The sequence below is a fragment of the Kitasatospora sp. NPDC001664 genome, assembly GCF_053596675.1.
Genome location: NZ_JBSFGS010000043.1, coordinates 31461 through 47759 on the forward strand (window position 1 = coordinate 31461; position 16299 = coordinate 47759).

At 75.5% G+C, this 16299-nt stretch carries 17 protein-coding genes; 10 read left to right on the forward strand and 7 right to left on the reverse strand.

The window, feature by feature from the left end; all coding sequences use genetic code 11:
* The first annotated feature begins 27 nt into the window (after positions 1-27).
* Both ACWCYY_RS37250 and ACWCYY_RS37255 read left to right on the forward strand, forming a co-directional pair.
* Positions 28-471, forward strand: a complete 444-nt coding sequence (locus ACWCYY_RS37250) for a DUF2064 domain-containing protein (RefSeq protein ID WP_449798586.1) — start codon at positions 28-30, stop codon at positions 469-471.
* Positions 468-1136 (forward strand): methyltransferase domain-containing protein, encoded by a 669-nt coding sequence (locus tag ACWCYY_RS37255; RefSeq protein WP_380150432.1) that lies wholly within the window; start codon positions 468-470, stop codon positions 1134-1136. Before ACWCYY_RS37250 ends, ACWCYY_RS37255 begins: the two co-directional genes overlap by 4 nt.
* A gap of 17 nt (positions 1137-1153) precedes the next feature.
* On the opposite strand, the gene ACWCYY_RS37260 is transcribed toward ACWCYY_RS37255, so the two are convergent.
* A complete protein-coding gene (locus tag ACWCYY_RS37260) occupies positions 1154-2551 on the reverse strand; it encodes a hypothetical protein (protein WP_449798561.1) in 1398 nt (465 codons plus the stop codon).
* A 113-nt stretch (positions 2552-2664) separates the two neighbouring features.
* Between ACWCYY_RS37260 and ACWCYY_RS37265 the strand changes: the two genes are divergently transcribed.
* The 4 genes from ACWCYY_RS37265 to ACWCYY_RS37280 all read left to right on the forward strand — a co-directional run bounded on the left by ACWCYY_RS37265 (position 2665) and on the right by ACWCYY_RS37280 (position 5934).
* On the forward strand, positions 2665-3846 hold the full coding sequence (locus ACWCYY_RS37265) for a molybdopterin-dependent oxidoreductase (RefSeq protein WP_449798562.1): 1182 nt from the start codon (positions 2665-2667) through the stop codon (positions 3844-3846).
* Complete coding sequence (locus ACWCYY_RS37270) at positions 3843-4256, forward strand: hypothetical protein (RefSeq protein WP_345280379.1); 414 nt, start codon at positions 3843-3845, stop codon at positions 4254-4256. Before ACWCYY_RS37265 ends, ACWCYY_RS37270 begins: the two co-directional genes overlap by 4 nt.
* Before the next feature lie 312 nt (positions 4257-4568).
* Positions 4569-5285 carry a molybdopterin-dependent oxidoreductase gene (locus tag ACWCYY_RS37275; protein ID WP_449798563.1) on the forward strand — a complete coding sequence of 239 codons (717 nt, stop codon included), beginning with the start codon at positions 4569-4571 and terminating at the stop codon, positions 5283-5285.
* Entirely contained in the window at positions 5269-5934 is a 666-nt protein-coding gene (locus ACWCYY_RS37280) for a cytochrome b/b6 domain-containing protein (protein WP_449798564.1), read from the forward strand. The genes ACWCYY_RS37275 and ACWCYY_RS37280 overlap by 17 nt, the downstream gene beginning before the upstream one ends.
* A gap of 22 nt (positions 5935-5956) precedes the next feature.
* Here the strand turns inward: ACWCYY_RS37280 and ACWCYY_RS37285 are convergent, their stop codons facing one another.
* The 3 genes from ACWCYY_RS37285 to ACWCYY_RS37295 are packed head-to-tail and all read right to left on the reverse strand — an operon-like array spanning position 5957 to position 8544.
* On the reverse strand, positions 5957-6712 hold the full coding sequence (locus ACWCYY_RS37285) for an FAD:protein FMN transferase (protein ID WP_449798587.1): 756 nt from the start codon (positions 6710-6712) through the stop codon (positions 5957-5959).
* A 17-nt stretch (positions 6713-6729) separates the two neighbouring features.
* Positions 6730-7191 carry an FMN-binding protein gene (locus tag ACWCYY_RS37290; RefSeq protein WP_345280385.1) on the reverse strand — a complete coding sequence of 154 codons (462 nt, stop codon included), beginning with the start codon at positions 7189-7191 and terminating at the stop codon, positions 6730-6732.
* Between the two features lie 9 nt (positions 7192-7200).
* Entirely contained in the window at positions 7201-8544 is a 1344-nt protein-coding gene (locus tag ACWCYY_RS37295; protein ID WP_449798565.1) for a ferredoxin reductase family protein, read from the reverse strand.
* Positions 8545-8812: 268 nt separating this feature from the next.
* On the opposite strand from ACWCYY_RS37295, the gene ACWCYY_RS37300 reads away from it, so the two are divergent.
* On the forward strand, positions 8813-9100 hold the full coding sequence (locus ACWCYY_RS37300; RefSeq protein ID WP_449798566.1) for a DUF427 domain-containing protein: 288 nt from the start codon (positions 8813-8815) through the stop codon (positions 9098-9100).
* Positions 9101-9187: 87 nt separating this feature from the next.
* A complete protein-coding gene (locus tag ACWCYY_RS37305) occupies positions 9188-9874 on the forward strand; it encodes a hypothetical protein (protein WP_449798567.1) in 687 nt (228 codons plus the stop codon).
* A 30-nt stretch (positions 9875-9904) separates the two neighbouring features.
* Here the strand turns inward: ACWCYY_RS37305 and ACWCYY_RS37310 are convergent, their stop codons facing one another.
* Genes ACWCYY_RS37310 through ACWCYY_RS37320 form a run of 3 tightly spaced genes read right to left on the reverse strand, consistent with a single transcriptional unit; the run spans position 9905 to position 13295 of the window.
* Complete coding sequence (locus ACWCYY_RS37310; protein ID WP_449798568.1) at positions 9905-10642, reverse strand: succinate dehydrogenase/fumarate reductase iron-sulfur subunit; 738 nt, start codon at positions 10640-10642, stop codon at positions 9905-9907.
* Complete coding sequence (locus ACWCYY_RS37315; protein WP_449798569.1) at positions 10639-12582, reverse strand: fumarate reductase/succinate dehydrogenase flavoprotein subunit; 1944 nt, start codon at positions 12580-12582, stop codon at positions 10639-10641. Before ACWCYY_RS37315 ends, ACWCYY_RS37310 begins: the two co-directional genes overlap by 4 nt.
* Complete coding sequence (locus ACWCYY_RS37320; protein WP_345280395.1) at positions 12579-13295, reverse strand: succinate dehydrogenase cytochrome b subunit; 717 nt, start codon at positions 13293-13295, stop codon at positions 12579-12581. The genes ACWCYY_RS37315 and ACWCYY_RS37320 overlap by 4 nt, the downstream gene beginning before the upstream one ends.
* 83 nt (positions 13296-13378) lie before the next feature.
* Between ACWCYY_RS37320 and ACWCYY_RS37325 the strand changes: the two genes are divergently transcribed.
* Together ACWCYY_RS37325 and ACWCYY_RS37330 are read left to right on the forward strand one after the other, a co-directional pair.
* Positions 13379-14302, forward strand: a complete 924-nt coding sequence (locus ACWCYY_RS37325) for a LysR family transcriptional regulator (protein WP_449798570.1) — start codon at positions 13379-13381, stop codon at positions 14300-14302.
* 78 nt (positions 14303-14380) lie between these two features.
* On the forward strand, positions 14381-16288 hold the full coding sequence (locus ACWCYY_RS37330; RefSeq protein WP_449798571.1) for an NAD-binding protein: 1908 nt from the start codon (positions 14381-14383) through the stop codon (positions 16286-16288).
* The last annotated feature ends 11 nt before the right edge of the window (positions 16289-16299 follow it).

The following is a 16299-nucleotide window of genomic DNA, read 5'->3' on the forward strand; positions in this document are numbered from 1 at the left end:
CGCTGGCTGCCGACCGGATGGCGGGTGGTGCGCCAGAGCGGCGGCGGGCTGGACGAGCGGCTGGCGGCGGCCTTCGGGCACGCCCGGCCCGGCGCCCCCGCTCTGCTGGTCGGCATGGACACCCCCCAGCTGGACGCCGCGAGCCTGGCCGCCCCGCTGGCCCCCGGCGCGCGTGCGGGCGCCGACGCCTGGTACGGCCCGGCCACCGACGGCGGCTTCTGGGCGCTCGGCCTGGCCCGGCCCACTGCACCGCTCGCCCGTCAACTCCTGCTGGGCGTGCCGATGTCCACCCCGCGCACCGGCGAGGCCCTGCTGGCCCGGCTGGACGCGGCCGGGCTGCGCGTGGGCCGGTTGCCCCGGCTCACCGACGTGGACGACGCGGCGAGCGCCGCCGAGGTCGCCGCCGCCGCACCGGGCACCCGCTTCGCCGCCCGGCTGGCCGGCATCGCCACCGCGCGGGCGCGGCGGTGACCACCACCTGCGGGATCCCGGTCCGCCCGTGGATCGACGACCCGTTCACCCGGGCGATCCGGGCCGGCCGCGGCCCGCTCTGGCTGCGCTGCGAGGACGGCTCCCGACATCCGCTGGAGGTGGAGCGCTGGTGTGCGCCGCCCGACCGTGCCGACCGGACGCTGCTGGAGCGCTGCCGGCTCCACGGCGGCCCGGCCCTGGACGTGGGCTGCGGCCCGGGGCGCCTGGTCGCCGAGCTGCTCGCCACCGGCGTGCCGGCCCTCGGCGTCGACCTGACCGAGGCGGCCGTCACCCGCACCCGCGGTCTGGGCGGCAGCGCCCTGTGCCGCTCGGTCTTCGACCGGCTGCCCGGCGAGGGCCGCTGGGGTGCGGTGCTGCTGGCCGACGGCAACCTGGGGATCGGCGGCGATCCGTCCGCCCTGCTGCTCCGGATATCCCAACTGCTGCGCCCTGGTGGCCTGTTGCTGGCCGAGGTGGCGCCCGTCGAGACCGACGAGCGGCTCGTGGTGCGGATCGAGGACGGCGACGGCCGGACCGGCCCGCCGTTCCGCTGGGCCCGGCTGGGAGCGGACGCCCTCGCCCGCTGCGCGCGCCCGGCCGGCCTGACCGAGACCGAGCGCTGGACGGCCGACGGCCGCCGCTTCACCGCCCTGCGCCGGAGCTGACCGGGACCAGCGCCGTTTCACCGCCCGACGACAGCACCGACCCGCGCGCGGCGCCGCGCCGCCGCACCGGCCAGCACCGCCAACAGCGCTGCTCCGTAAGCGGGTTGCTGCGCCTGAGCCCCCGCCAGGTAGAGCACCTGGGCGGCGGCCGGGACGGCCAGCCACTCCCAGCGCCCGTCCAGCGCGACCAGCGCCACCACCAGCAGCCCGTACCAGGGGTACGCCGGAGCGACCACCAGCAGCGCCGCCCCGGTCACCGACAGCGCCCCGCTCCACGGCCGCCCCGGATCGCCCCGGAACAGCACCCACCCCACCACCGCCAGGATCACCAACCCTCCGGCCACCGGGGCCAGTTGATCGGGCAGGACCAGCCTGACCAGACCGAAGCGGGCGAAACCGTCCTGCTGGTAGCCCTCCTCCTTCAGGTATCCCGGCAGGTACCCGAGCACCCCCGGCCCCGAGGCCACGACGTACGGCAGGTAGGCGAGCGCCGCAGCGGCCAGCGCGGCCGCCGGCAGCACCAGGTCCCCGACGCGCGGCCGCCGGGCGAACACTCCGGACAGCGCCCCCGGCAGGGCCAGCGCGGGCACCAGCTTGGTCGCGACGGACAGGCCCAGCAGCGCGCCCCCGATCACCCTGCGGCCCCGGGCCGCACCCGCCAGGCCGGCCACCATCAGCAGCGCGCCGAGCGTGTCCACGTGCGCGTCGTTGACCGCCCACACCGCCACCCCCGGACACCACCCCCAGAGCGCGGCCCGCCGGGCCGGGCCCGCCCCGAACCGACGGAGCGTCAGCAGCAGCGCACCGGTGGTCGCCACCGCCAGCAGCGCCCCGCCCGCCTGGGCGGCCCGCACGCCGTACCGCCCGCCGAGGGCGTACAGCCCGGCGAACCAGCCCTCGGCGACCGGCGGGTAGATGGTGTGCACGGCCGGGCGGTTGACCTTGCTGCACCCGCCCGCCGAGGTCCGCCGCTCGTCCCAGCCCGCGCAGTCGCCGCCCGGCGGGAAGAGCTCGGGCGCCCGCGCCCGCAGTCCGGCCAGCTCCGGGGCGTCCGGGGCGTACGCGTACGGGGAGTGCCCGGCGGCCTGCACCCGTCCGTCCCACAGGTAGCGGTAGGCGTCGTCGCTGGTGCGGGGCGGCGCCAGCAGCCCGGCGGCCGCGACGGCGACGCTGCCCGCCAGCACCAGGGCCGGGACCGCCCCCGGCGGCACCCGCCGCAGCAGCAGCACGGCGAGTGCGAAGAGCGCCGCGTCGAGGGCGTACCAGCCGTACAGTCCCCCGCGGTCACCGAGCGTCCCGCCACCCGTCACGGTGGCGGCCAGGGCGGCGACCAGGGCCGCCAGGGCGAGGACGGCGGGCCAGAGGGCAGAACGGTCGGGGCAGTCGGGGTGGTCAGGGCGCATGGTGTCGGACACCCCGTCAGCGTGCCACCGCGGCAAGGCCGCAGCCGGGAGCCGCAGGCCGCCGTACGACTTCCGTAAGCATGTCGCACCGCTCGAACCGCCCCGATCGGCGCTCTGATGAAGGCATGAAGGACACCACCACCGACGGCTCCCCCCGCCGGTTCGACCTCCCCCTGCCGCCGCCCCCGGACGCCCTGCGGATCGGCCCGCTGCGCGAGGGCACCTTCCGCTCCCGCCTGCACGAACCGCGCACGGCGGTGGTGCTCGGCCGCTGGCTCGGGGCGGCGATCGTGCTCTGCTTCCTGACCGGTCTGCTCAGCCACGGCCTCCAGGAGCCGCCCGGTTGGCTGCGCGGCCTGCTGACGAGCCGTCCGGTGGACGGCTACCGGGTCACCCAGGGCCTGCACGTGATCGCCGGGACCGCCGCGATCCCGCTGCTGGGCGCCAAGCTCTGGACGGTCTACCCGAGGCTCTTCGAGTGGCCGCCGGCGCGCAGCGTCCTGCACCTGCTGGAGCGCGCGGCCATCGCCGTCCTGGTCGCGGCCACCCTGCTGGAGCTGTTCACCGGGCTGCTCAACACGCTTCAGTGGTACCCGTGGCCGTTCCCGTTCCGGCAGACCCACTTCTGGCTCGGCTGGACCATCACCGGCGCCCTGCTGCTGCACGTCGCCGCCAAGGCCGCCACCATCACCGAGCACTGGTGGCGTCCGCGCCTGCCGCTGCCCGGCCGCCGCGCCTTCCTGGGCACCGTCGCCGCCTCGGTCACCGCCGTCACCCTCACCACCGCCGGACAGACCGTCCCCTGGCTGCGCGGCCTCGACCTGCTCGCCCCGCGCCGCCCCGACCTCGGCCCGCAGGGCCTGCCCGTCAACCGCACCGCCGCCCAGGCCGGCACCACCACCGTCCCCGCGGACTGGCACCTGACCGTCGACGGCCCCACCCCGCTCCGCCTCTCCCTCTCCGACCTGCGCGCCCTGCCACAGCACTCCGCCCGGCTGCCGATCTCCTGCGTGGAGGGCTGGAGCGCCTCGGCCGACTGGACGGGAGTACGGCTGCGCGACCTGCTCGACCTCGCCCGGGTGCCGGCCGACGCCCGGCTGCGGATCGTCTCCCTGGAGACCTCCGGCCCCTACGCCGTCACCACCATGGAGCCGGTGTACGCCCGCGATCCGCTCACCCTGCTCGCCCTGGCCGTCAACGGTCAGGTCCTCGACGCCGACCACGGCCACCCGGCCCGGGTCATCGCCCCCAACCGCCCCGGCGTCCTGCAGACCAAGTGGGTCTCCCGGATCGAGGTGCTCGGATGAGGCCCCTGCGCATCGTGCTCGGCGCGGTCGGCGCCGCCCTCCTGGCCTTCGGCCTGTACGGGCTGCTGACCGACCCCTACATCACCGACCCGCTGGACGTGCTGCTCTGGTCGGCCGGCGCCGTCGTCGTCCACGACGGGCTCTGGGTGCCGCTGGTCCTGCTGGCCGGGGTGCCGCTCACCCGTCACCCGGCGGTGCGCGCCGGGCTGACGGTGGCCGCGGCGGTCAGCGCGGTCGCGGTGCCGGCCGTCCTGCGGGCCGGAGAGGACCACGGCAACCCGTCCGTCCTCCCGCTGCCCTACCTGCGCAACTGGCTGCTCCTGCTGGCCGGGATCGCGGCCGTGACCGCTCTCACCGCCGGCCTGTCCGCCGCCCGCCGGGCCCGCGCCAGGCACCGGGCACCCCGCTGATACCGGCACCGGACACCCCCGCGAAGGCCTGATCCGGTCTCCGGCCGCGCTCGCGCCTGCGGTCGCGGTCGGCCCGTGAGTCCTCCGACGCCGCGACGGGGACGGCGCGAAACGACGGTCCTCATCAGCAGCCCTCCATACCGGGCGAGTTCGCCGGCGGCCCGGTGCGCGGCACGCTCCGTCCGGCCCGACCACGCTACGAACCGGCTGCACCGACACGCCCACGGCCCCGCCGGGCCGAGAGATGACGGAAGTCTCACGTCCCGCCGCCACCCCTTGGCCCGGGCCGCTCCACCTGCTCGAATCGGAGCCATGAAGCACGAGGACGAAACGGCCGCCACCGGCGCGCCGGTGGGGCGGCGGGTGGTGCTGGCCATGCTCGGGCTCGGCGCGGCCGGGGTCGCGGCCGGGCCCTGGCTCCAGCGCGGCGTGGACGCCGTCACCAGCGCCGACCCGACCGGGGTGACCGGACTGCTGCCGGGCGGCAGCGGCTTCCGCTACTACTCGGTGGTCGACTCGGTGCGCCCCCGCACGGCCGCCGACTACACCCTGACCGTCGACGGTCTGGTGGACCGCCCGGCCGCCTACCGGCTGCCCGAGCTCCAGGCCCTGCCACAGCGCCGGATCGTCCGCGACGTGCAGTGCGTGACCGGCTGGCGGGTGCCCGAGACCCGCTTCGAGGGCGTCCGGCTGGCCGACCTGCTGGACGCCGCCGGAGTGCGGCCGGACGCGGCGGCGGTGCGGTTCAGCTGTTTCGACGGCGCCTACACCGAGTCCCTGACGCTCGATCAGGCCCGCCGGGACGACGTCCTGCTGGCCCTGCGGATGCAGGACGCCCCGGTCACCCACCAGCACGGCGGGCCGGTGCGGCTGTACGTGGCGCCGATGTACTTCTACAAGTCCGCCAAGTGGCTCTCCGGCATCACCCTCACCTCCGCCGTCGAACCCGGCTACTGGGAGCGCCGCGGCTACGAGACCGACGCCTGGGTCGGCCGATCGAACGGACGCGACGATGCCCCGACCTCCTGAGACCGCCCACGTCCCCCCGGTCCCCCGGGTCGCCCGCTTCAGCCCCGCCCAGCGCCGGGTGCACCGGGCCACCGCCGCCCTGATGCTCACCTGCCTGGCCACGGCCGCCGTCCTCTACCTCCCCTCCCTCTCCCAACTCGTGGGCAGGCGGGGATTGGTGAGGACGGTGCACGAGTGGGCCGGCCTGCTCCTCCCGGTGCCGCTGCTGCTCGGCCTGGTCTCCCACCACCTGCGCGCCGACCTCACCCGGCTCAACCGCTTCACCGCCGCCGACCGCACCTGGCTCCGCGCGGTCCGCCACGGCTCGCCCCACCGCCCGGCGGGCAAGTTCAACGCCGGCCAGAAGCTCTACGCCGCCTTCACCGCCGGGGCCGTCCTGGTCCTGCTCGGCACCGGCCTCCTGATGTGGTTCACCGGCCTCGCCCCGCTGGCCTGGCGCACCGGGGCCACCTTCGTCCACGATTGGCTCGCCACGGCTGTCGCCGTCGCCGTCACCGGCCACATCTGGATGGCCGCCCGCGACCCCGAAGCCCGCCGCGGCATGCGCACCGGCACCGTCTCCCGCCCCTGGGCCGCCCGCGAACACCCCGACTGGACACCCGACCTGACACCTGGCCTGACCCCCGACGGCGCCCCGGACCGGACCTGACGGTCCGTCGGCTCCGGCCCGGTCAGCCCGCGGCGCGCAGCGTCCAGTCGGCGGGCCCGGAGGGCGGGAGGTGGCGGGCCAGGCCGTGGGTGCGCAGCTGGGAGCCGTCGGGGAGGACCGCGAAGGCCTCGACCTCCTGGCGCTCCTCGGCCCAGGCGAGGCCGAGTCCGGGGCCCATCGCGCAGACGGCGGTGGCCCAGGCGTCGGTGCGGGCCAGGCCGGTTCCGGGAGCGCCGACCAGGGTCAGCGAGGCGAAGCCGAGGGCCGGGCGGCCGGTGGACGGGTCGAGGACGTGGGCGCCGCGCTCGGCCGTCCCGGAGGTGGCCACGGCGAGGTCGCGTCCGGTGAGCACCGCCGCCAGCGCGCCCGGCCGCAGCGGGTGGGCGATACCGATCCGCCAGGGGCCGCCGGCGGTCTGGACGTCGCCGCCGCCGCTCACGCAGTGCTCGCGGGAGCCGGAGTGCCGCAGGATCCGGCAGGCCTCCTCGACCGCCCAGCCCTTGACCCAGCCGCTCGGGTCCAGCCGGCCGGCGGGCCGGGCGGAGAACCAGCCGTCGGTCTCCCGGCCGGTCTGCGCGCAGCGCTCCAGCGCCTCGGCCAACTCCGGGTGACAGTCGGCCGGTTCGACCTCGCCCCGGGCCAGTCGGCTGACCTCGCTGGTCTCCCGGTGGGTCGAGAAGCGCGCGTCGATCTCGTGCAGGCGGGCCACCAGCCGCTCCAGTGCGGCGCCGGTACGCGGTCCCGGGTCCCGCACGGTGACCGAGAAGACCGTGCCCATGACGTGCTCGGCGTGCTTCACGAGCCGCTCCCGCCGGCCTTGTCGAGCGCGCTCTGCAGGGAGCGGGTGTACCCGTCGCTGGTGTAGGTGGCCCCCGTCACCACGTCGATGTCGGCGCTCTGGGCGGAGATCGCCTCCTGGTTGAGGACGGGGAGGGCGTAGGAGTTGATCTCCCGGTCGCGGCGGTCCTCGGACGGGTACCGGACCGCCTCGACGGCGGTGATCCGCGTCCCCGTCAGGGTGACCTTCACCTGGACCGGCCCGTACCGGGTGTCGACCGCGTCGCCGGTGACCGAGCGGGTGGCGGCCGACGCGTCGGCCGCGGCCCCTCCCGCCGCCCCTGCCGCCGCCCCTCCCGGCGCTGCGGTGGGGCCGCCCGCGCCGATCGCCGCCGCGGGCGTGCTCTCGTGCGGTTTCAGGGAGAGCAGCAGGATCACCCCGGCGGCGGTGGCGGTCCCGGTGACGACGGCTCTGCGCATGACGGCTCCTCAGAAGGCGAACGACTCGTGGTGGATGCGGTCGGCCCGCACCCCGGCGGCCCGCAGTGCCCGGACGGCCTCCGCGGCCATCGCCTCGGGCCCGCACAGGTAGACCTCGTGCTCCGCCAGGTCCGGGATCAGCCGGCCCAGGGCCGCACCGAGCTCGCCGACCTCGGCCCGGGAGCCGGTCAGCGCGTGCACCGTGGCGTTCCGGCGGGCCGCTATCAGCGCCAACTCCCGTGTGAACAGGAGCTCTTCGGGACCTCGGGCCCGCTGCACCAGCGTCACCTCGCCCGGCAGCGTCTCGAACAGCGCGCGCAGCGGGGTGATCCCGACACCCGCGCCGAGCAGCAGCACCTTCGGCCGCCGGTGCAGCCGTCCGGTGAAGGCGCCGTACGGGCCCTCGGCACGCACCCGGGTGCCCGGGCGCAGGGCGGCGACCGCCGCGCTGTGCGGGCCGAGGTCCTTCACCGTGAAGCGCAGGTGCCCGGGGTGCGGCGGCGCGGAGAGCGAGTAGGGGTTGGCGGCCCAGCGCAGCCCGGGCGCCTGGAACTGCAGGCGGAAGAACTGGCCCGGCTCGGCGCGGAGTCGGTCCAGCCGACGGCCGGTCAGGAAGACCGAGACCACGCCCGGCCCCTCCGGCCGCACCTCGGCGACCACCAGCCGGTGCCGCCGGTCGCGCAGCCACGGCAGGGCCAGCCGGTACCAGCCGAGTGCGGCGGCGCTGCCGAGGTAGAGCACGTACCAGGCGGCCCGGCCGGGCGTGCCGCCGCCGAGGTCGGCGCCGGTGGCCAGTTGGTGGCCGAAGGCCAGGGCGACGGCGAGGTAGGCCGCCAGGTGGAGGAAGTACCAGGCCTCGTAGGACAGCCGCCGGCGGGCCGCGCGGGCGGAGACGGCGCCGGTGCCGAGCAGCAGCAGGGTGCCCAGCGCGGCCTTGAGCATCTCGGGGTAGTGGAACACGATCTCCACGCCCTCGCCGAGCACTCCCTGACCGTCCGTCAGCGCGTAGCCCCAGACGACCGTCAGCACGTGCACCGTCACCAGCGCGACCAGGTAGCGCCCGCCGAAGGCGTGCCAGCGGGCCAGCCGGTCGGCGCCGACCTCCCGTTCCAGGAACGGGAGTCGGGCCATCAGCAGGAGCAGCACCGGGGCCGCGTACCCGGCCAGCAGTCCGGTGATCCGGCCGGCCCCGGTCAGCCACCCTGCCGCCCCGGTGACCGCACCGGTCCCCTGCCACCAGAGCGCGAGGACGGCGAGGGCACCGAGGGCGACGGCCGCCCGCACCAGAACGGGGACGGTGGTGACCGGGAAACGGCGGGCCCTGTGCTGGGGTCGCGGTGCGACGGCGGCCATCGCGGCCTCCTCTCCGGGGAGTGCCCGGGCGGCCTGGCGCCGCCGAGGAGTAAGACCCTGGCACCGGAACCTCTCGGTTCCCTGTGAATCCGGGCCGTCCGGGGGCTCCTCGGCGGCTCCGCCGGCGGCTGCTCCGCAGGTCGGCGCCGTACTGACGGGGATTCCGCGCCCCTGCGGATCTCACCGCATTCTCATCTCCGCTCCGTCCGCCTCCGCCCGTCCCGCGGCGCGCATTGAAACCCGGGCCCTGCCCCGCCAGAATCAGCGCATGGCTACCGCACGCTGGCAGGACACCGTCATCGCCCGGAGCGACGAGACCGTCGTCGTCGAGGGGAACCACTACTTCCCGCTCGACTCGGTCCGGCGGGAGTTCCTCCTCCCCTCCGACACCACGACCCTGTGCGGCTGGAAGGGCACGGCCTCCTACTACACCCTCGACGTCGACGGGCGGACCAACCCCGACGCCGCCTGGTACTACGCCGACCCACTGCCCGAGGCGGAGCACGTCCGCGGCCGGGTGGCCTTCTGGCGCGGGGTCGACGTCACCGAGCACTGAGCACACGTCCGGCCGACCCCCGCGGCCCGGCCGGACGTCCGGCGTGCGTATCCTGGTCCGCCTGCGCGTGTTGATCATGGAGGACGCATGGCGAAGTTCAGGGTGACGGTCTGCCTTCCCGCGGTCGCCGCCGGCGATCCGGCCGCCGCGATCGCGGCGGCGATGCGTCCGTTCGACAGGAACGTCGACCCCGCCACCGGCGGGGAGGGCCACAACCCGTACGGCGAGTGGGACTGGTACCAGCTGGTGAGCTGCGCGTCGCGCGGGTCGCTCGACCTGGAGGGCATGCGGGCCGCCAGTGTCGCGGCGGCCGCGGCCACCTGGGCGGTGTGGGCCCGCTTCTCCGCCGAGCACCCGCCGGCCGAACCGCTGTCCGCGCTGATCGACCGTCACGGGGCCGACCCGGACCTGCCCTCCCCCGCCCTGGACCGGGCGAAGGCCGAGCACCTCGCCCAGCCCCTGGTGCAGGCGCTCGCCCAGTACGCGGTCACGGCCGGGGACCCGGCCTATCCGAACGGCTTCGTCCTGCGGGACCCGGTCGCCGTGTTCGCCGCCGGGGAGCAGGACTACCTGGAGAGCGGCACCGAACTGGCCGTGCGGACCGCCGCGCTGCTGACCCTCGACGGGCAGTGGGCCGACCAGTGGACCGCGGGCCCCTTGGGCACCATCCGCCCCGACGAGTCCCAGGCCGCCGCGTACTGGCGGCTCGCCGACGACTACCTGCGCGGGCTGCCCGACGACGCCCTGCTGGCCGAACTCCGCTGCCACTGGTGACCGTTCGCCCCGGCGGTCACTGACACGCGGTCAGCCGCGCAGGGACCGGAGGTGTTCGCGGTTCAGCAGGGAGATGCCGGTGAGCGAGATGCCCTTGGGGCAGGCGGTGGCGCACTCGCCGGTGTTGGTGCAGCCGCCGAAGCCCTCGGCGTCCATGGTGTCGACCATGGCGCGGACCCGGGAGGAGCGTTCGGGGGCGCCCTGCGGGAGGACGTTGAGGTGGACCACCTTGGCGGCGGTGAAGAGCATCGCCGAGCCGTTCGGGCAGGCCGCCACGCAGGCGCCGCAGCCGATGCACTCGGCGTGCTCGAAGGCGAGGTCGGCGGTCTCCTTGGGCACCGGGGTGGCGTGCGCCTCGGGGGCGGAGCCGGTGGGGGCGGTGACGTAGCCGCCCGAGCCGATGATGCGGTCCAGGGCGGTGCGGTCCACCACCAGGTCCTTGACCACCGGGAAGGCGCCGGCCCGCCAGGGCTCGACGTCGATGGTGTCGCCGTCGCGGAAGTGCCGCATGTGGAGCTGGCAGGTGGTGGTCCGCTCGGGGCCGTGGGCCTGGCCGTTGATCACCATGCCGCAGGCGCCGCAGATGCCCTCGCGGCAGTCGTGGTCGAAGGCGACCGGCACGTCACCGCGCTGGATCAGCTCCTCGTTGAGGGTGTCGAGCATCTCCAGGAAGGACATGTCGGGGCTGATGCCGGAGACCTGGTAGGTGGCCATGGAGCCGGGGGCGTCGGGGCCGGGCTGGCGCCAGATGCGCAGGGTGAGGTTCACGCGTAGCTCCGCTGGGTGGGGTGGACGTGTTCGAAGTGGAGTTCCTCGCGGTGCAGCACGGGGGCCCGCCCGGTGCCGGTGAACTCCCAGGCGGCGGCGTAGGAGAACTCCTCGTCGCGGCGGGCGGCCTCGCCCTCGGCGGTGGCGCTCTCGGTGCGGAAGTGGCCGCCGCAGGACTCGGTGCGGTGCAGCGCGTCCAGGCACATCAGCTCGGCCAGCTCCAGGTTGTCGACCAGCCGGTTGGCCTTCTCCAGCGCCTGGTTGAGCTCGGCCCCGCTGCCGGGGACCTTGACGCGCCGCCAGAACTCCTCGCGCAGCTGCGGGATCCGCGCCAGCGCCCGGCGCAGCCCGGCCTCGTCGCGGGCCATCCCGCACTCGTCCCAGAGCAGCTCGCCCAGCTCGCGGTGGAGCGAGTCGGGCGTGCGGTCGCCGTCGACGGCCAGGATGCGGGCCAGCCGGTCGGCGGTCTCGGCCTCGACGGCGGCGATCTCGGGGTGGTCGGCGGGCACCGGGGCGAGCGGGGTGGAGCCCAGGTAGTGGTTGAGGGTGGGCGGCAGCACGAAGTAGCCGTCGGCCAGGCCCTGCATCAGGGCGCTGGCGCCGAGCCGGTTGGCGCCGTGGTCGGAGAAGTTGGCCTCACCGATGGCGAACAGGCCGGGCACGGTGGTCTGCAGGTCGTAGTCGACCCAGAGGCCGCCCATCGTGTAGTGGATCGCGGGGTAGATCCGCATCGGCGAGGTGTACGGGTCCTCGGCGGTGATCCGCTGGTACATCTCGAAGAGGTTGCCGTACCTGGCTTCGACGGTGTCCCGCCCCAGCCGGGCGATGGCGTCGGCGAAGTCCAGGTAGACCCCCTGCCCGCCGGGGCCGACGCCGCGCCCCTCGTCGCAGACCACCTTGGCGGCCCGGGAGGCGATGTCGCGCGGGACGAGGTTGCCGAAGGCCGGGTAGATCCGCTCCAGGTAGTAGTCGCGCTCCTGCTCCGGGATCTCGGCCGGCGGGCGGGTGTCGCCCTTCGCCTTCGGCACCCAGATCCGGCCGTCGTTGCGCAGCGACTCGCTCATCAGGGTGAGCTTGGACTGGTGGTCGCCGCTGCGCGGGATGCAGGTCGGGTGGATCTGGGTGAAGCAGGGGTTGGCGAACAGCGCGCCGCGCCGGTGGGCCCGCCAGACGGCGGTGGCGTTGGAGTTCTTGGCGTTGGTGGAGAGGTAGAAGACGTTCCCGTAGCCGCCGGTGGCCAGCACCACCGCGTCGGCCAGATGGGTCGTCAGCTCGCCGGTGACCAGGTCCCGGGCGAGGATCCCGCGGGCCCGGCCGTCCACCACCAGCAGGTCCAGCATCTCGGTGCGGGCGTGCAGTTCGACGTTCCCGGCGGCGATCTGCCGGGACAGCGCCTGGTAGGCGCCGAGCAGCAGCTGCTGCCCCGTCTGGCCGCGGGCGTAGAAGGTCCGGGAGACCTGGACGCCGCCGAAGGAGCGGGTGTCCAGCAGCCCGCCGTACTCGCGGGCGAACGGGACGCCCTGGGCCACGCACTGGTCGATGATCTCCACCGAGACCTGGGCGAGGCGGTGCACGTTGGACTCCCGGGCGCGGAAGTCCCCGCCCTTGACGGTGTCGTAGAACAGGCGGCGCACCGAGTCGCCGTCGTTGCGGTAGTTCTTGGCCGCGTTGATGCCGCCCTGGGCGGCGATCGAGTGGGCGCGCCTCGGGGAGTCCTGGAAGCAGAACTGCACCACGTGGTAGCCCTGTTCGGCCAGGGTGGCGCCGGCCGCACCGCCCGCCAGGCCGGTGCCGACCACGATGACGCTGTGCCTGCGGCGGTTGGCCGGGTTGACCAGCTTGGCCTCGAACCGCCGGCGGTCCCAGCGCTCCTCGATCGGGCCGTCCGGGGCCTTGGTGTCGGCGACGGGCGCACCGAGGGTGTGGTCGAGGTAGCTCATCGGACCACTCCGGTCATCACGGCGACGGGGACGGACAGGAAACCGGCGGTGAGCAGCAGCGCGAGTCCGTTCGCGGTGAGCTTCAACCCCCGGTCGCGGCGCGGGTTGTTGGCGCCGAGGGTCTGGGCGGCGCTCCAGAAGCCGTGCCGCACGTGCAGGCCGAGCGCCAGTACGGCCAGGCAGTAGACCCCGCCTCCGTACCAGGTGGAGAAGGAGGCCACGATGTTCTGGTACGGGTGGCCCTCCTCGCCCAGCGGGTTCACCGTCAGGGTGGTCAGGTCCAGGATGTGCCAGACGATGAACAGCCCGAGGATCACCCCGCCCCAGCGCATGGTGCGGGTGGCGTAGCTCGCCCGGCGGCGGGTGTGCGCGTACCTGACCGGACGGGCCTTCAGGTCGCGGCGGCTCAGCTGGTACGCGGCGACGCCGTGCGCGACCACGGCCGTGAGCAGGACCACCCGGGCCAGCCAGAGGAACCAGCCGAAGTGCAGCAGCGGCTCGCCCAGGGTGCGCAGCCAGTGCGCGTAGCCGTTGATGTCCTCCGGCCCGAAGAACACCTTGAGGTTCCCCAGCATGTGGGCCACCAGGTAGAGCAGCATGACGAGTCCGCTGACCGCCATGACCGCCTTCTTGCCGAGGGTCGAGCGCCAGAGGACCGCCAGCTTGGACGGACGGGAGGGCGGACGGCCGTCCGTCCGGGTCGCGAGTGCCATGCCGAGAACGGTAGGGACCTTCGGCACGGTGCGTCCAAGACATGGTTCCGGTCCTGACGATAGGCAGAGCCTATGATGGGTGGATGCAGCTCCAGCAGCTCCGCTACTTCACCGCCGTCGCCGAGACCCGCAACTTCACCCGGGCCGCCGAGCGGGAGCTGGTCGCGCAGCCCTCCCTCTCCCAGCAGATCCGGTCCCTGGAGCGGGAGTTGGGGGCCGCGCTGTTCCACCGCGCCCGGACGGGGGCCACCCTCACCGACGCGGGCGAGGCCCTGCTGCCGCTGGCCCGGCGCATCCTGGCCGACACCGAGTCGGCCCGCCGCGCGGTGCAGGAGACCGTCCAGCTGCGGCGCGGCCGGGTGCGCTTCGGGGCTCCGCCGAGCCTGTGCGTCAGCCTGGTCCCGGACGTACTGCGGACCTTCCGATCCGCCCACCCCGGGGTCGACCTGCAGCTGCGCGAGGGCGGCTCGCGCGGGCTCGAAAGCGCCCTGGAGGCGGGCGAGTTGGACCTCGCCCTGGTGGTCCCGCCGGCCGGTGGCGGGCCGGTCTCGCTGGCCGTCACCGAGGTGCTGCACGAGGAGCTGGTCCTGGTCTCCGCCACCGCCCCGGCGGCCGGGCGCCGGGCCCGGATCGAGGACCTGCGGGACCGCCCGCTGGTGATGTTCCGCGAGGGCTACGACGTCCGGGAGACCACCCTGGCCGCCTGCCGCCGGGCCGGCTTCGAGCCCGTCTACGCGGTCGAGGGCGGCGAGATGGACGCCGTCCTCGCCTCCGTCCGGGCGGGCCTCGGCCCGGCCGTCCTCCCCGGCATGGTCGCCGCCCGCTCGGGCCTGCACGTCACCCCCTTCACCTGCCCCGGCCTGGGCCGCACCATCGCCCTCGCGCACGGCCGCGAGGTCCCCCTCAGCCGCGCGGCCGCCGAGTTCCGCACCGCCCTGCTCACCCACCTCACCGAAGCCGCCCGCACCGGCGCCCTCCCCCCGGGCAGCCGGCTGCTGCTGCCCTGAGCCCGGCCGCAGGTGACAGGTCGTCAACAATCGTTGTCCGGTGTGCCCGAGGGGTCCGGTGACGGCCAGACTGTGCCGGTGAGCACTTCGATCCCGCCCCATCCATCCCACCCGCCCCAGCAGCACCAACCGCCCGGGTTCGAGCAGCCCCCGCTGCCGCTCCCGCTCCCCCGGGAGCCGGCGCGGCCGCCGGAGCTCTCCGGGCACATGGTGGTCTGCGGCAACGACGCGCTCGCCCACCGCATCGCGCTCGAACTCGCCACCCTCTACCGGCAGGAGGTCGTGGTGGTCCTCCCGTCCCGGCTGCACGGGCACGGACCCCAGATCACCGCGCTCGCCGCCGACCGGGGGCTGCGGGTCAGCACCGTCGAGGCCGCCGAGACCGATGCCGCGGCGCTCGTCGCCGCCGGGGTGCCGCGCGCCGCGGCGCTCGCCCTCACCTCCGAGGACGACCAGGCCAACCTGCAGGCCGCGCTCCGGGCCCGCCGCCTCAACCCCGACCTGCGCCTGGTGGTGCGGGTCTTCAACCGGCGCCTGGGCACCCGGGTCGAGCAGCTCCTCGACCGCGCCGCCCTGGCCCGCGACCCCGGCCTGGCCCCGGGCTCGCTCACGGCCTCCACCACCGTGCTGTCCGCCTCCGCCACGGCCGCCCCGGCCCTGGTCGCCGCCGTCCTGGGCGGCCACACCCACGCCCTGCCCGTCGACGGCAGGCTGCTGCGGGTCGCCGAACTGGAGCCCGGGGCCCGCGCCGAGGGCACCGAACTCGCCGTCCTGGCCGCCCCCGCCCCGGGGTCGCCGCACCCCGACGGCCGCCCCGCCCAGGTCGCGCTGCCCGACCCGGCCGACGTCCCGGCCTCCGGCCCCCGCACCGTCCTGGAACTGCTCGGCCCGACCACCCCGCCCCGGCCCCGCCGGCTGCCCGACCTCAACCGCCTCCCACTGGCCGAACTCTTCACCCCGCGGCTGCGCTGGGCCCTGGCCGGACTGGCCCTACTGCTGCTCGTCCTCACCGCCGTCGCCTGGCTGGTCACCGGCCAACCCCCCGTGCACGCGGCCTGGTTGGTCACCCTCGACGTGCTCGGCATCTCGGACCCGGCCGCCGAGGCCGGCCCCGGCGGCAAGACCCTCCAACTGGTCTCCGCCGTGAGCGGGATGCTGCTGATGCCGTTCCTGATCGCCCTCAGTCTGGACGCCCTCGGCACCTTCCGCTCCGCCTCCGCCCTGCGCCGCCCGCCGTCCGGCCTGACCGGGCACGTCGTGCTGGTCGGCCTCGGCCGGGTCGGCAGCCGCGTCCTCGACCGGCTCTGGGAGCTGGGCATCCCCGTGGTCTGCGTGGACCGCTCCCCCACCGCCCAGGGCATCGCCCGCGCCCGTACCTACGACGTCCCGGTGGTCATCGGCGACGCCACCCAGGACGGTGTCCTGGAGGCCGCCAGGATCGGCCACAGCCGCGCCCTGCTCGTCCTCACCAGCGAGGACGGCACCAACCTGGAGGCGGCGCTGGCCGCCCGCGAGAGCGACCCCCGGCTCCGGGTCGTGCTCCGGCTGTTCGACGACGGCTTCGCCAACGACGTCTACCGCGCCCTGCGCGCCTCCTACCCCCAGGCCGACACCCGCAGCCGCAGCGTCTCCTTCCTCTCCGCGCCCGCCTTCGCCTCCGCGATGATGGGGCGTCAGGTGCTCGGCGCCATCGCCATCGGCCGCGAGGTCCTGCTGGTCGCCGCCCTCGACGTCACCGGCAACCCCCACCTCGCCGACCGCACCATCGGCGAGGCCCAACGCCCGGGCTCCTGGCGCATCCTGGCCCTCGACCTGGCCGACCCCGCCGAACGCCGCCCCGACCTCACCAGCCCCTACACCGCCGAGCCCGAACTCCTCTGGAACCCGGCCCCCACCCACCTGCTCTCCCCCGGCGACCGGGTCGTGGTCGCCGCCACCCGTGAGGGCCTCGGCCTCCTCACCACCCCTGGCCGGGGCCCGGCCTGAGGCCCGGCCGG

What these genes read in the sequence shown, in the direction of transcription:
- ACWCYY_RS37290 (WP_345280385.1), bottom strand. Translation starts at nt 7,191, where the DNA reads ATGCGCAGAGCCGTCGTCACCGGGACCGCCACCGCCGCCGGGGTGATC.
- ACWCYY_RS37295 (WP_449798565.1), bottom strand. Translation starts at nt 8,544, where the DNA reads ATGGCCGCCGTCGCACCGCGACCCCAGCACAGGGCCCGCCGTTTCCCG.
- ACWCYY_RS37300 (WP_449798566.1), top strand. Translation starts at nt 8,813, where the DNA reads ATGGCTACCGCACGCTGGCAGGACACCGTCATCGCCCGGAGCGACGAG.
- ACWCYY_RS37285 (WP_449798587.1), bottom strand. Translation starts at nt 6,712, where the DNA reads ATGGGCACGGTCTTCTCGGTCACCGTGCGGGACCCGGGACCGCGTACC.
- ACWCYY_RS37305 (WP_449798567.1), top strand. Translation starts at nt 9,188, where the DNA reads ATGGCGAAGTTCAGGGTGACGGTCTGCCTTCCCGCGGTCGCCGCCGGC.
- ACWCYY_RS37275 (WP_449798563.1), top strand. Translation starts at nt 4,569, where the DNA reads ATGAAGCACGAGGACGAAACGGCCGCCACCGGCGCGCCGGTGGGGCGG.
- ACWCYY_RS37325 (WP_449798570.1), top strand. Translation starts at nt 13,379, where the DNA reads ATGCAGCTCCAGCAGCTCCGCTACTTCACCGCCGTCGCCGAGACCCGC.
- ACWCYY_RS37315 (WP_449798569.1), bottom strand. Translation starts at nt 12,582, where the DNA reads ATGAGCTACCTCGACCACACCCTCGGTGCGCCCGTCGCCGACACCAAG.
- ACWCYY_RS37320 (WP_345280395.1), bottom strand. Translation starts at nt 13,295, where the DNA reads ATGGCACTCGCGACCCGGACGGACGGCCGTCCGCCCTCCCGTCCGTCC.
- ACWCYY_RS37265 (WP_449798562.1), top strand. Translation starts at nt 2,665, where the DNA reads ATGAAGGACACCACCACCGACGGCTCCCCCCGCCGGTTCGACCTCCCC.
- ACWCYY_RS37280 (WP_449798564.1), top strand. Translation starts at nt 5,269, where the DNA reads ATGCCCCGACCTCCTGAGACCGCCCACGTCCCCCCGGTCCCCCGGGTC.
- ACWCYY_RS37270 (WP_345280379.1), top strand. Translation starts at nt 3,843, where the DNA reads ATGAGGCCCCTGCGCATCGTGCTCGGCGCGGTCGGCGCCGCCCTCCTG.